This window comes from Ktedonobacterales bacterium (assembly GCA_036557285.1).
Lineage (GTDB): Bacteria > Chloroflexota > Ktedonobacteria > Ktedonobacterales > DATBGS01 > DATBHW01.
The window spans coordinates 18,645-33,161 of record DATBHW010000037.1; the positions used below are offsets into that span (position 1 = coordinate 18,645).

The 14,517-nt window shown below is 60.6% G+C and carries 10 protein-coding genes; 6 read left to right on the forward strand and 4 right to left on the reverse strand.

What is annotated here, in order from left to right:
* Positions 1 to 303 precede the first annotated feature (303 nt).
* Both lgt and VH599_10495 read left to right on the forward strand, forming a co-directional pair.
* Entirely contained in the window at positions 304 to 1,560 is a 1,257-nt protein-coding gene (lgt, locus tag VH599_10490; GenBank protein ID HEY7348732.1) for a prolipoprotein diacylglyceryl transferase, read from the forward strand.
* Positions 1,561 to 1,713: 153 nt separating this feature from the next.
* Positions 1,714 to 2,307 (forward strand): hypothetical protein, encoded by a 594-nt coding sequence (locus tag VH599_10495; protein ID HEY7348733.1) that lies wholly within the window; start codon positions 1,714 to 1,716, stop codon positions 2,305 to 2,307.
* A gap of 38 nt (positions 2,308 to 2,345) precedes the next feature.
* Here the strand turns inward: VH599_10495 and VH599_10500 are convergent, their stop codons facing one another.
* Both VH599_10500 and VH599_10505 read right to left on the reverse strand, forming a co-directional pair.
* Positions 2,346 to 2,762, reverse strand: coding sequence for a response regulator (locus VH599_10500; protein ID HEY7348734.1), 417 nt, complete (start codon positions 2,760 to 2,762; stop codon positions 2,346 to 2,348).
* A gap of 86 nt (positions 2,763 to 2,848) precedes the next feature.
* On the reverse strand, positions 2,849 to 5,653 hold the full coding sequence (locus tag VH599_10505; protein ID HEY7348735.1) for a GAF domain-containing protein: 2,805 nt from the start codon (positions 5,651 to 5,653) through the stop codon (positions 2,849 to 2,851).
* A gap of 195 nt (positions 5,654 to 5,848) precedes the next feature.
* On the opposite strand from VH599_10505, the gene VH599_10510 reads away from it, so the two are divergent.
* Together VH599_10510 and VH599_10515 are read left to right on the forward strand one after the other, a co-directional pair.
* A complete protein-coding gene (locus tag VH599_10510) occupies positions 5,849 to 6,046 on the forward strand; it encodes a hypothetical protein (GenBank protein HEY7348736.1) in 198 nt (65 codons plus the stop codon).
* A 181-nt stretch (positions 6,047 to 6,227) separates the two neighbouring features.
* On the forward strand, positions 6,228 to 7,535 hold the full coding sequence (locus tag VH599_10515) for a pitrilysin family protein (protein ID HEY7348737.1): 1,308 nt from the start codon (positions 6,228 to 6,230) through the stop codon (positions 7,533 to 7,535).
* A gap of 307 nt (positions 7,536 to 7,842) precedes the next feature.
* Here the strand turns inward: VH599_10515 and VH599_10520 are convergent, their stop codons facing one another.
* A complete protein-coding gene (locus tag VH599_10520) occupies positions 7,843 to 8,799 on the reverse strand; it encodes a threonine/serine dehydratase (protein ID HEY7348738.1) in 957 nt (318 codons plus the stop codon).
* A 56-nt stretch (positions 8,800 to 8,855) separates the two neighbouring features.
* On the reverse strand, positions 8,856 to 12,695 hold the full coding sequence (locus tag VH599_10525; protein ID HEY7348739.1) for an ATP-dependent helicase: 3,840 nt from the start codon (positions 12,693 to 12,695) through the stop codon (positions 8,856 to 8,858).
* A 145-nt stretch (positions 12,696 to 12,840) separates the two neighbouring features.
* Between VH599_10525 and VH599_10530 the strand changes: the two genes are divergently transcribed.
* Both VH599_10530 and VH599_10535 read left to right on the forward strand, forming a co-directional pair.
* A complete protein-coding gene (locus VH599_10530; protein HEY7348740.1) occupies positions 12,841 to 13,527 on the forward strand; it encodes a hypothetical protein in 687 nt (228 codons plus the stop codon).
* Positions 13,528 to 13,553: 26 nt separating this feature from the next.
* Positions 13,554 to 14,486 (forward strand): MBL fold metallo-hydrolase, encoded by a 933-nt coding sequence (locus tag VH599_10535; GenBank protein HEY7348741.1) that lies wholly within the window; start codon positions 13,554 to 13,556, stop codon positions 14,484 to 14,486.
* Positions 14,487 to 14,517: the final 31 nt, after the last annotated feature.

The window sequence follows — 14,517 nt, forward strand, 5'->3', positions numbered from 1 at the left end:
GTGAGCCAGATTTCCGCCCTCCCCAACGGCAGGCGCCAGCCGGGCCTGAATTCAGGCGCTCTGCCGGGGCGCATACAAAGTGCGGTCTCTATTATAGCAAATCCGCTTGAAGAGCAGCGTTTTCCTGGCAACTCCAGGCATTCAAGAAGATAAAACGCTCTACTCCACGGTGGCCCCTCCTTATTGATCATGCCTGGCTAAAATTGACAATTAGCAGTGGCTGGGCCATAATGGCGGTGGCCGGGCATTGAGGACACGCAAGCGCACGCTCTGCCGATACAAGCCAGGAGGAAGGCTGCTACTATGCCACATAGCTTCTTGACACTCGCGTACATCATTATCAATATCGATCCTGTCTTTCAACTTGGCCCCCTGGCGATTCACTGGTATGGAGTCGCCTACGTCGTGGCTATCTCGATAGCACTCTGGGCAATTCTGCGCTATGCCAAACGGCTGGGGCTGGACCAGGAGATTGTCTACAGTGTCTTCTGGTGGGCGGCCCTGGGCGGACTGATTGGCGGGCGTTTATATTTCGTCATCCAGCAACCTGATCTCGTCTCGAACTACATAAAAAACCCTATCAACATCATTGCCGTCTGGAACGGCGGCATGGCCTTCTTCGGGGCCATCTTCCTGGGCGTAGCAACGGTGGTGTTTGTCGCCTGGAGACGCAAGCTCCCCATCTGGTTGGCGCTGGATATTGCCACCTTCTTCGCAGCCGTCGGACAGATTTTCGGGCGCTTTGGCAATCTGGTCAACGGCGATATTGTCGGCTACGCAGCAGGCGCCATCTCCGTCCCGCCCGACACCAATAGCTGTGCGCTGGCCTCCTCAGCGCCCTGTCTGGGCCTGGTCTCGGACCCGCATGTCGTGCCGTGGGCAACCCTGTATACCAATCCGCATGCCTTCACCCAAACCTCGGTCCCTGTGCATCCGGCGGCAGCTTACGAGATCCTGATGAACCTGATCTTACTGGCAATTCTCCTGCCGCTCCTGCTGCGTTTGCCGCGCATCAAGATGGGGCTGGTCTCGCTCGTCTATCTGGTGGGCTATGCCATCACGCAGTTCATCGTCTTTTTCTTCCGGGGCAGCGAGCCAACCGTCCCCTTCCTGGGCATTGATGCGCTCAAGCAGGCCCAATGGACCGCTGTCTTCGTGCTGATCGCTATGGTCCCTTACTACTTCTTGATCCAGCGCACCTCGCGCTCCTGGACCGCCGAGGAGGCGGAAGAAGTGAATGCCCGACAGGCCCAAAAGAGACTCCCGTCTGCCGCGCCACAGGAGGAGCAGGACGCAGAACAGAAGCCAGCCTCAGAGCACACCCGGAAAGATGCGATGGAGGAACACGGGCTGATGGCTGAGTATAATGAGGCTCTGGCCGCCGAACTGCGCACCGAGGGAATAGAGGTCGCGCCCGCTGCTTCAGAAGAGCCATCCAGGACCGATGCAGAGAACGGGTCCACCTCTGCCAAAAAGCCGCGCTCGCGCACCGGCAGCGCCAGCGAGCGCAGCGCCAGACGCGGAGGGAGCAGCGAAAAAAAGGCGGCCCCTGAGAACTAATACCTTCGGCAGAGGGAGCCAGACGCAGAACGCAGATCAGCGCGAGAGAGGGGGCCAGGTATGGAGCCAGGCAAGCCAAGGGGGTACCTAGCGGAAGCGGTCGGTGGCACAGCAACACAGCGCGGAGTGAAGCTGGGGATTATTGCTGGATGCGTGTGCATATTTTTGCTCTTTGGCGCGGGCGCGCTTCAACACGGAAGTTCCAGCACCATCAACCAGAGATCAGTTCAGATCACGTCGCTTTTGCTGGAGTTCCTGCCAGGCTACCTGGCGTTGGCAATTGCAGCGGTGCTGGCCTACTACGCGGGCCTCAGCACGCCCGAAGCCCAGAGCAGCGAGGGCGGCAGGGATGGGTTGATCGCCGGAAGCATTACCATGCTCCTCTTCTGGCTTGGACAGACGCTTTTTGTGATAGTAACCGGGCTGGGCAGTCCCCAGGGGCTGGGGCTGGATGACTTTCTTAAAACGCGCCTCCTCGCCGCCGTTTTGTTCTTTGTCGTCGGGGGAGCACTTGGCTGGGGAGGCAGCCGAGCGGCTGCGCGGCGAGCGCGCTCGATTCTTGCCGCGCCAACCAGCACCCTCCTGAGCCTGACAGGCTCTGGTATCGAGAAGCCTGTCCCCATCCCTCAAGCGGCCCCGCCAGAGCAGAACGCCACAGCCGACGCCGCTGATTGGCATCTGGAGGGGGATGAAATGGCGAGTCTAGAAGCGCCCGCTGACGCTTCGGAGTATGAGCATGATCGCTGAAAAAAGACAGGGCAGGGAGGATACCCCTGCCCTGTCCTTCAGGACCGGGCCTCAGAAACAAACGGGTTCAGACACTCCAGCAGATGATCGACATCAAAGGGCTTGGCGAGATAGCCCTCTACCTGGAGATCGCGCGCCTGGTCCAACTTTTCCCCTGCCGACATCAGAATAATAGAGAGTTGCTGGCGCAGCGTCACACGTTCCGCCAGATGGCGACAGAGTTCCCATCCATCCATGATGGGCATCATCAAATCAAGCAAAACGATACGTCTTTTGCCATCCTCCAACAACTCCAGCGCCTCCCGCCCATCGCGGGCGGTCTCCGTCTGAAATCCCTCCAGCGAGAGCGCATCCACCAGCATCTTACGGATGGCAGCATCATCATCCACAATCAACACCCAGGGCGGTTCGTCAGCCTCCGTCTGGGCAGAGTCCGCGCTATGAACGATCAGCATAATTGCACCCCCTTGACCCACGTAACGAGCGTTCCACAGGTCGCCAGGAACACTACGCTGTGTACAACGAACAAGGCGCAGAATCTTCACCCATGTGGAGGGAGCGCAGCAGCTTTGCCGCTGCCGGACGCATCAGCCGGAGGGGTCGTCAGCGGCAAAGCAAAGCTAAAGGTGGACCCCTCGCCGATGGTACTTTCTACCCAGATGGCTCCACCCATTGCGGTCAGATACTGGCGACAGATATACAGGCCCAGGCCGGTCCCGCGCACCGGAGTAGTCAAGGAGCGCTGGAGCCGGACAAATTTTTGAAACAGCTTTTTCTGATCTTCAGCCGAGATACCATCCCCGCGATCAACCACGCTGACAATCAGATAGGGAGCAGGCTCCGTCTGCGAGGACGCTTCAGATAGGCTAAAGTGCTGCTCCACATGGGCGATAAAATCAATAGGGTTGGAAAAAGGAGAGTATTTTCCGGCATTGGTCAGCAGGTTCGTCATCACCTGGCGCAGCCGATCCGGATCGGCATGAACCCACAGGTCGGTGGGAATATCCATATGAATCGGCTGCTGAATATCGGGCTGTACCAGCGCCAGCGCGCTCTCAGCCAGAAGGCGCACCTCAACCGGCTGGGGATTCAGGGAGAGCTTGCGCGAATCCAGGCGCGAGGCATCCATCAACGTTGTCACCATGCCCACCAACTGCTGAGCGGCGCGCGTAATTTCTGAGGAAAAGCGGCGGGCCTGGTCCATTGTCAGCCTGGCGCTGTGGCGCTGGAGCAGCGAGGCATAGCCATGAATCGCGCTCAGCGGGGTGCGAAACTCATGCGAGGCTGTCACAATAAAATCATCCTTCAGACGATCAAGCTCTTTTTGCTGCGCCAGCGCCTGCTCTAGGTCCGTATAGAGCTGAGCATTGTTGATTGCCACCGCCGCCTGGCCGGCCAGCCCCTCTAGCAAGGAAATCTCATCCGGCTGGAAGAGATGGCGCTCGCCAGGGGTATAGACGACAAGCAGTCCCAGAAGCGTCCCCTGCCGCCGAATGGGAACCAGCAGCAGCGAACGCACATCATAGCGGCGATAGACCTCGCCTGTGAGCGTTTCGGAGGCCCGTTCAGCTTCCAGATCATTCAGCACAACCGTCTCACCAACCTTGAGCCGCTTCATGATGCTGCTTGAGGGCTGAATTCGAATCTCCTCCAGCGCGATAATACCCCAGGCGTGAAAGTGCATCTGGTTGGCATTTGATGCCCGCGCCACCAGTGTTTTCTCATCGTCCTCAAAGAGGAAAACGGTACAGAGTTGCGCTTCCGTCAAGATGTTGGCCTGCTTCACCAGCTTTTGCAGGATCTCATCAACATGTAAGCTGGCGTTCAGGGTATTCACAGCGTTGTTGAGCGCAGCCACCTGGCGCTTCTTACTTTTTGCCTGTTCCAGTGAACGGGTGCTGAGCGCGTAAAGTTCCGCATTCTCAAACGCAAACGCAGCCGTATGCGCGATGGTTTCCAGCATCTCAATCTGCTCACGCGAGTAGGAGCGCGGCTGCTGGCTCGCCACACCCAGCGCGCCGAGGATATGCTCGCGCGTTCTGGTCAGCAGTGGGACGATCAACATAGACTCAAACGATTCGCCGCTCAGCCAGCCAGACTGGAGAGCCTTCGCATACTCCTGGCGCTCTTCCGGGGTAGAGATGGTGACAATCGCGCCATCCTTGACTTTCTTCCACCAGGCAGGCATCTGCTTTTCTCTCACGGCGCGGTGTTTAGCAGGCGCGGCATGCTCTGTCGCTGCCTGCTCCGCAGCATAGGCAAATTCGACCTCTTCCTTGTCTCGATCCCGATGATATAGGAGGATGGCAAAAGACGTGGTGCCCAGCACAGCGACGATCAGTTGATGCAGTTCCGCAAATAGTCGCTCTTGATCGAGCGTCGTCGAAAAGTGAAGCGTCACGTCATGCAGCAGGCTCAGGAACTTTGCCTGGCGGTGGCGGGTTTCCTCCAGCCAGGCGGTTTGCAGAGCCAGCGCCACGCGGTCCGCGTGCAGTTGCAGCATTTCCATGTAACGCTTGGGAGGCGACCAATGCTTATCTTGAAACGCAACGGCAATCACCCCGACAACCGAAGCAGGCTCATCAATCCCAAGCGGAAGCAGCGAATCAGGAACACGAATGGGCGCGCCAATATGCCAGGCCAGGTTCTGATCCGGCGCTGTCGTCTCGTCGCGTGGAAGCTCCCGACACTTCTCATCGGAGAGAGTGATAGCCTGGTTCATTTTCCAGACGTGCCCAAGAAACCCTTGACCACAGCGATAGCCAGGCTCCTGAGCCTCTACTCTATTGACAGATGAAGACGCTGATGGGTCATTCTCTTCGCTGGTCTCCAAGGCAGCCTCCTGGTCTGCGGCCTTACTGGGAGACTGGGCAGCCGATGGCAGAATGGGCAGGGGGCGTGTGATTTCTAGCTCAGGCGCCGCTGCTCCTTCTCTTGTGAGAACGTCTGGACGGGCAAGCGGCGGTGATGGATTTCCCAGCGCGGCCAGGGCTGTGTAGGTTTCTTCAAGCACCCCGATGACGCGCTCCTGGCGAATGACTAAGTGCTGGCCTGTTGGATCCAACATCGCCAGCACACCACCATCAGCGCGCAGCAATTCAATGGCAGCATTCAGCGCGCGCGCGTAGAGTTCGGGATTCGCAGGAAAATCCAGACTTTTCAGGCCAGCCGAGAACACCAATCCCTCTTGGGGGCCAGCAGCCCGACTCACCCGGCGCAGCCTGGCTCGGTGATAGCCATGCGCTGCTCCAGCCCCACTTGCTGCCCCTGGCGCTGAGGCGGACGGTGAGAAGAGCGCCACAGAATGCAGCGAAGAGGCTGGCGAGCCATCGGGAGGCTGTTTCATCAAACTGTTCCTTCCAACTAGAGACTCGACCCCACAACCAGGAGAATCGGCCAGCACACCCAATCCCTGGGCGCAAACGCCAGCTTGAATCGGATGCCCCTATATAGCAACGGTGCCAGCATAACACAGCGGCACAACTGGCGCAAGACTGACCAGTGAGGGTTCTACCAAATCTGAGGTGTTGGCAAGCGAGGCGTGTTACTTGTAGCGCCGCCTTCCAGGCGGCCACCGCTGCGCCAGGGCGAGCGTTCGCCCTCCAGGCCAACCTACCAGCGGGCCAGCGTTGAGCCGCCAGGAGGGACGCGCGAGCGACCAACGGGAGCGAGACTGCCGAGGCCCAGCCGAGGCAAGCGGCCCTTCCCGAAGGGGGGCGGCGCTACAAGTGGCCCCTGATAATTGGTGGAACCACCAGTGGGTCACGTTTGACAGCGCAGACCAGCAGGGGCTATGATGACAGAAATCCCCGCCAGAGATAGGCAGCGATGGCGGGATCATTCTCACTGTTTTTTCACCTGCGCGGCACACGCCCTTCCAGGCGCCAGCAGCGTGTCCCCCAAGAAAGGGCTGCATATTTATGACCATTTCAAGCTCACAGGGAATGAGCGGAGCAAAGAATAACGCAAACGGCGCCAGCAGCCGCTTCTACACCCACCGACTGAGCAATGGCTTGCAGATACTGGCCGAACACATGCCCGATTTCGAGTCGGTGGCAGTAGCGTTTCATGTGCGCACCGGCGCACGCGACGAAGCGAACCCTCGTCTCTATGGTGTCTCCCACTTTCTGGAGCATATGGTCTTCAAAGGCACCCAGAAACGCTCTGCCGAGGAGATTAGCCTGGCGTTCAATAACATCGGGGCCGAGTTTAACGCCTTTACCTCGCTGGAGCAAACCTTCTATTACGCGCGCATCCTGGGAGAGAACCTCGCGCCAGCTATCGAAATCCTGGCCGATATGATGCAGCCCAAACTGGATGCAGACGAGTTTAACACCGAGCGCGGCGTGATTATCGAAGAGATTGCCCGCTCGGAGGAAGTGCCAGCGCGCCAGGCGTACCGCTGGCTGATGAAGCATTACTTTGGCGAGTATGCGCTGGGCCGCGAGGTGTTGGGGTCGCGCGACAGCATCGGGGCCATGAATGTCGAGTGGATGCGTGACTACTGGCGGCAGCGTTACAGCGCCAACAACCTGATCCTCACGGTGGCTGGCAATTTCCAATGGGATCAGGTGTTGGAACTGGCCGAACGCTACTGCGCAACCTGGCAGAGCGGCGAAGCCGGACGCGCGCGGCAGCCTTACGCGCCCGCATCAGCCCGAACCGCCGTGTGTACCAAAGAGAAGCTGCAACAAGAGCAGCTTTTACTGGCCTTCCCATCACTGGGGCTGGAAGACCCCGATTATTACACTATGGAACTGGCCTGCATGGCGCTGGGCGATGGCTCCGGTTCGCGGCTCTTCTGGAACATTCACCAGAAAGGGCTGGCCGAAGCGGCAGTGGCCGGGCTGATGGCTTTTGACGGAACCGGGCTGGTGGAACTCTATGCCACGACCAGTCCCACCAACGCGCCAGAGGTGCTGCGCCTGATGCGGGCAGAACTTCAGGGGCTGGTCGAAGAAGGCGTTCACGAGGATGAACTGCGGCGGGCCAAAGACAAGCTGATTAGCCAGATCGTCTTGAACGCCGAGCATACCGCCAGCCGCATGCAGGCGCTTCCGGCCACCTGGCTCTCCGAAGGCAAATTGAAGTCAGCCGAAGATGAGGTAGCCGACGTAGAAGCCGTGACCGTCGAGAAAGTGCGGGATACGCTCGCCCGCTTCCCCATCATGGAAAAGCTCGTCGTCACCGGGTATGGTCCGCTTGATGAGCAAGGGCTGGGCCTCTGAAAGCGGCATCGCTGCAAGAGACGAAGAAGGGAGCGCGCGGGCAGAGATGCTGCCCGCGCGCGCGCTTTCTCGTTGGCCTGAGCGGCCATAATGCCGTATAGGGTTACAAGTTCGACAGGCAAGTGTTGCTACCGGCGCGTCTACCATTCCGCCACACCTCCGAAGAGGTGGCAGGACTCGAACCTGCACTCTTGTTACAGAACTGGTGTCCAAAGCATGTATGCCTATCCAGTCAGGGCAACCCTACACTATGATTGTACCACAAACGCAGCCACTGGGAAAGCCACCCGTTCTTAAATAGATAGACCTATAAAAGCTGTTTCAGGCGCTCGCGGTCAACGTTTCCGCCGCTGAGGATGGCAACGACCTTTGCTCCCTCAGCGGCATTTACTTTGCCGCAAAGCAGGGCCGCCACGCTGGCCGCTGCGGCAGGCTCAGCCAGCAGCTTGCAGCGTTCCAGAATCAGGCCCATCGCCTGGGCAATCTCGGCATCGGAAACCAGCACCGCGTCATCCACATAGCACTGGGTGAGCGAAAGTGTCAGGTCGCTGGTGAACGGCGCAGTCAGCCCATCGGCAATCGTGTTGATGCTCTCCAGCGCCGCCGGTTTGCCCGCGTCCAGCGAGCGGCGCATCGTCGGCGCGCCCTCCGGCTCAACAATCACGATGCGCGTCTGCGGGCGCTTCGATTTGATGGCCGTCGCCACGCCAGAGCAGAGGCCGCCTCCACCGCAAGGGATGATCACCACATCGGGATCAGGCATATCTTCCAGAATCTCCAGGCCGACGGTCCCCTGTCCGGCGACAATGCGCGGATCATCAAACGGCGGAATGAAGAGCAGGCCGCGCTCGCGCTCAAGCTGGTGCGCGTGATCGAAGATGCCCGACATACTCGTGCCAAAGAGAACAACCTCCGCGCCATAGCCGCGCGTCGCATTGACTTTGCTGCGCACCGCCGTTTCAGCCATCACCACCGTTGCAGGCACATGCTCGGCAGCGGCGCTCCAGGCCACCGCCTGCGCGTGATTGCCAGCCGAGACGGTAATCAACCCACGCTGCTTCTGCTCAGAACTCAGCGACGCCAGCTTATTGAGCGCGCCGCGCACCTTGAAGGCTCCCGTTTTTTGCAGCAGCTCGGCTTTCAAGAAAAGGCGTACCGGCGGCTGGGCCATCTCCCCCAGCGCCTGGGCAGAAAGCAGGGGCGTGCGATGCAACCGACCGGCGATTACGCGCTGCGCCTCAACGACATCCTCAAGCGTCACCATTGACATACTCTCCTTACTTCAAGCTTTACGAGTCTATATGGTTTGGGGTTCCCCGATTATTCCGCCGGGCAGATCATCAGGAAGGGGCAGCGTGGGCAGAGGCGGCGGTCTGGCTTGGGTGGATAGCGTCGGGCGCGCATGCCAACCAGCGCCGCCGCCAGGTCGGCGCGGCGATTCTGGGCTGCGCGGCTGTCCAGCGGGACAGGCACAAGCGCGCCAGTACTCAGATTATGCTCATAGACCTCCACCGGACGGCCAGGAGTGCGCTGCTCCTGCGCCAGCGCGTAAAGGACATGGCGCACCTCAACATCAGCCTTCTCCTCATCTTTGCCGCTCATGCGGTGCCGCACCAGCCGGACCGGACGCTCAGGATCAACGGCCAGCGGCAGCCCCTCTTCTTCCACGCGATCAACCGTCACCTGAATAGCCTGCCCATCCAGGCGCGCATCCAGTCTCTGCGAGAGGCGGCTGCTGGCAGCCAGCTTCGCTGTTGGGCGCGCCTCATCGTCTGCCCTATCTGTCGCCGCTTCTTGCGCCTGGCTTTCAGCAGCGCCGGTCAAGCCCCTCCAGGTGCGTTCGATGACGCGCAGGCCATGCGCAAAATAGTTTTCCGCAAAGGGGTGTTCCAGTGGTCCAAACTGACGCCAGTTCTCGGCAAAGAGTTCCTGAGCGGCCTCCAGGCTGAAGGCTGGTTCGGCTGACGCGCTGGCGTTCTCTTCTGGCTGGCTCGCCAGGCCCGATGCAGCGCCTGCGGCTGCCAGGCGCTCATGCAGAACGCGCAGGGTGCGCTGCACACACTCATAGAACTGGCGATAGCCCTGCCCCGCTGGCTGGAAACCATAGACATAGCGATATTGATACTGGCGTGGGCAGCGCAGATAGGTTTCAAGCTCCCCGGCGCTGATAGCCGCCGGGCGAGCGCCGGGTTCTTTTTCCAGCGCCAGTCCATCCGCCGCGCTCTGCGCTTCGCTTGCCTTCCCTTCCAGCGCCGCCAGATCAGCTTCGCCCCAACGGACACGGCGCAGGCGAGCGCCAGGCGCTTCCTCGATATGGCGCAAGAAATCGGAAGCGGCGGCCCTACGCTTTTTATAGCGCTCGGCATAGCTCAGCAGCAGTTCATCGCGGGCGCGGGTCAGGCCGACATAAAAGAGGCTGGCTTCATCGAGCAAGTGCGCGACGCGGGCATCGTGGCGGCTGCGGATGGTTTCATCTTCGCACAGCCCCGGCGGCATCGGCGCGGCCTCGCTGCGCATACTGACCGGAAAACGCTGCTGCGCCAGTTGCGGCAGATAGACCACAGGAAACTCCAGGCCCTTGCTGGCATGCACCGTCATCACGCGCACGATGTCCGCTGCTTCGCCGTCGCCATCTTCCGGCTCGCGGCGTCCCCCATCATCGGCGCGCAGTTCAATCAACACGCGCAGATACTCCAGAAACCGCTCCCAGCGTTTGCCAGGGTCAGCCGCCGCACCCTGGTCCTCTTCGGCCTCGCGCTCGCGTTCCTGCGTATCAAAGCGTCGGGCAAGGTCCAGCACGCCGCGCAAGTGGTCGAGATGCGGGCGCGCTGGCTGGCGGCTAGCCTGGTCATTCGCCTGGAGCAAACGCCGCGCCAGGGCGGTATGAATAAAGACATAGTGCGCCAGCAAGGTCCAGAGATCAGGAGTCGCGCGCAAGTCTGCCAGGATGTCTGCCAGACGCATCGCCCCGACAAATCCCTGCGGCGAAAGCGTGGGCAAACGCTCAGGCTGCCAGAGCAAGACCCCAGCCGGAATGCCTTCGCGCTGCGCGTGCGCAAAGAGCGCCAGCAGATCATCACGCGGGATGAAATGATCGGGCTGCGCCGCCGCGCGCAGCAGGCCCATGCCGCTTGGCTCGGCCAGCAGCGCCACGATTGCCAGCAAATCCTTGACATCAGGCTGCTCCAACAGGCTCCCTCCGGCGCTGGCAGGCATGCCGACGCGCTCCAGCCCCTCGATCACCATGCGCGCCTGTTCGCGGGTGCGGCAAAGCACCACCTGATCTCGATAGGGGACGCCGCGCGCGTGGCGCTCTTCAATAGCCGACACCAGACCGGCAATCTCGCCCTGGGCATCGGGAGCTGCTGCAAGCGTGATAATCGGTTCCTCCGGGGCCAGTCGCACCGCCTCTTGACTCTCGGAGGCGGCTGATTGCTCAGATGGTGCTTCCTGGCTTGTACGCTCAGGGGCTTCTTTCTGATCTTCGCTTGGCGCGCCCGGCTGGCTGCTCACAGAGAGGCGCAGCGCCGCCTCACGAAAGGCCCCTGCGGCAGCGACAATATCGGCCAGCGAGCGATAGTTGCGGCTCAGCGGCAGCACCTGCGCGCCAGGGTAGTCACGATGAAACTGCCCGATATTGGCCGGAGAAGCGCCGCGAAAACGATAGATCGCCTGGTCTTGATCGCCCACCACCCATATATTGGCTCGCTCGCCCGCCAGCAGCTTGAGCAGCACACCGCTGGCGCGGTTGATGTCCTGAAACTCATCAACCAGAATATGCTGGTAACGCCCATGCAGTTCTGCCAGCGCGGCGGGAGTCGCCTTGAGGAACTGCACGGCTAGCAGAATCAAATCGCCAAAATCGGCGTTGCCCTGCGCCGCCAGCGCCTGCTGATAGACCTGATAGACCAGCGCCACCTCGCGCGCTCTTTCTGCCTTCAGCCGCTCTTCATCCGATTGAGCACCCACCAGCGCCGCTTCGGCCAGGCGCAGATAGTCTTCAGGAGTGGCAAGCTCATCTTTCGCCCGCGAAATTGCGCCAAGCAGCGTGGCAAAATGCAATTCAGGATTGCTCAAATGTCCGTAGTGGCGCAGCGGCAGCCGCCCGGCTACCTTGCGCAAGAGAAAGTAGCTGCCCGGCAAATCCAACAACGCAAAATCGGGGCGCAGCCCCACCTGCGGCCCGTACAGGCGCAGCAGATCGGCGCAAAAGCTGTGGAAGGTGCTGACCGTCGGCAGAACAGACTCTGCTCCAAGCAGCGCGGCGATCCGCTCGCGCATCTCCAGGGCAGCCTTGTTCGAGAACGTCAGCGCCAGGATACGATCAGGCGCAACGCCCTGCTCTTCAACCACATGACGCACGCGCCCCACCAGCGTGCTGGTCTTGCCGCTGCCAGGGCCAGCCACCACCAGGGCAGGCGTCGCGGCGGCAATCGCGGCCTGCTGCCAGGGATCATAGGTTCCGGGGGCGCTGGTCGGCTGCGTCTTCGCCCTTCTGGCTGGCCTCGCTTGCGGCATCGCTGGCTCTCTGAGATTCGGCTGCTCGCGCAGCATCTCTGCCAGGCGACCCAACAGTGCTTGCAGTGTCATCCCAAAGTGCGCAGCCAGACGTTCAGGGTCCAACGGCTCGCGTTCAGGCGTACCCAGGAAGAGGAGGCGCACGCGCTCAAGTGGAGCGAGCAGCGCGGCGGCAAAAGCATCGGCGGCGCGTTCGCGGCGGGCGCGAGGGCTATAGGATTGGCCGGGTTGCAGCAGTTCGTCCTCCGCCAGTCCCCCAGCCAGATAAGCCTCGATGTCCTCAGCGGTGCAGGCGCCCTGCTGATCAGACCCAACCAGTGGCAGACCGCCCGAAACAACATCGGCCTGGCCGCCGACCCGGCGGTGCAGCGCCCAATGCCCTAATTCATGGGCCAGCGTGAAGCGCCGCACAGGCTCATCCAGAGAGACGCTCAGCCAGATCAAATCTTCGCCCGGCTCCAACCAGCCCAGCGTGCCTGGTGGCGCGTCCACCGGGTTAAAGCGCTCCACCGCAACCCCTTTCCAGGCTACCAGCGAGTCAATCGGCATGGCAGCCAGGGGATCGCTTTGTTCAGGATGAGCCGCTTCGTAACTTACACGCAACTGCTCGGCAGCAGCAATCGCCTGGGCAATATCATTCATCACAGCGGAACTCCCGCGAGTCCAGATCACACACAGACCCCTCTATTGTACCATAGGCGCTATCCGTGTGAGCACTGGCTGGCAGTTTTCGTATGTTATAATAGGGATTGGTTTTTTTGTTCTCTTCATCAGGAGAAAAGACAAAATGGAAGCTGCCGAGATTTTGTCCACCGCCCGCAGCGACAGCGCACCCTCCAACTGGATCATTTTGCCGCTGCGCCGCAATCAGGTTCGGTTTACCATTCTTGGATGGGCGCTTGGGGCCATCATGGGGTTGGGCCTGTTTATCGCGCTGTTTCTCGCCACCTGGCCGGAAAACTTCGAACACGGCGCGGGGGGCATTATCATCACGGGCCTCTTCCTTGCTGCGTTGGGGGTCACAGGCGTCGGGAGTCTCTGGTTGCTGGCGAAAGATACCCGTCGGCTGCTGCAAGCCGATCAGTGCATGATCGTTATCACCCCTGAGGTCTATTGTAAGCAGGAGAAGAATAAGATCGATCTGGTTCCGCTCGAAGAAGTAGGCTTTCTTACAACCAAGGGGAGCAGCGCCCCAGCCACGCACGCATCATGGGCCATATATACCACGCCGGAAGCCGTAGATCGGTCAGGAGATCAGAAGATTACCGCTGGCACAACCGCAGGACGTATGTTAGGCATGCGCCGCAAGCCGCGCGGCCCCACATCCGTCGCTTTTGTGGACCTGCGCAGCGATAAAAAGATTCAGGTGACGAATGACCATAGCTATGGTCATCCGTATGAAGTGGGCGGGACGCTGAGCGCCTACGTCGAGGCGCGCCTGAAGAACATGGAGGCCGAGGCGCGCAGGCGCTGACCAGCCAGAGCTAGAGAGGACCGCTGGTGGAGCAGATAGAGCAGGAAGGCCAGCAGCCCAGGCTGATAGAAGTTCCTAACAGCGGCTGGGATAGTCGGCTGCGCCTCTTCAGGGCCGGGGATGAAGTCGATACCAGCGTGCTGGTTACAGATCGCTATGTCGTCGTCATAGACACGATGGCAGCGCCAGAACTGGCAGCGGCGATCATAGAAATGATCCACCCGTCACTGGCCGGGCGTCAATTGCTGGTTATCAACACCCACGCAGATTATGATCACTGCTGGGGAAACGCGCTCTTTGCCGCGCCGGGTGGGGCCTATCCGGCTCCAATCATCGCCCACGAGCAGGCGCGCAAGCGTTTGCACAGCGAGGAGGCACGCCAGTATCTGGCGCAGCGCCAGCAAAAGGCTTCGCGGTTCGCCAATGTGCGCCTGGTCGCGCCGACCATCACCTTTACCGATAGCCTGTTGATTGACGGCGGTGATCTCACCCTGGAACTGATCCCGACACCCGGGCATACTGAGGACCATCTCTCTGTCTGGATACCAGAACTGCGCCTCTTGCTGGCAGGCGATGCCGCCGAGCAGCCTTTTCCCTATATCGAAGCGGCGGAGACGCTGCCCATCCTGCGGCGTTCGCTGAAGCGGCTAGCGGCTCTGAACGCGGCAACGGTGATTCCCTGTCACGGCGATACTACCGATCCGGCGCTCATCACGAGCAACAGCGCCTATTTCGATGAGGTCGAGCGCCACGCGCGCGCCGCGCTCGCGTCTGGGCTGGTCCCAACGGATTGGCGCGAGCGCGCGGATATAGCAGAGATCATCAGCCTGCCCTTCGAGCAGGCGCTCAAGAACCTGGGAGCAGACCCTGCTTATAGTAAGGACGATATGTATCGAACCTTTCACCGCGCAGCGGTGCGCGCCACTCTGGCACATTTGCAACAGGAGGCTGGCAGATAGACCAGTGCCAGCCTGGTATATCTCACATTGG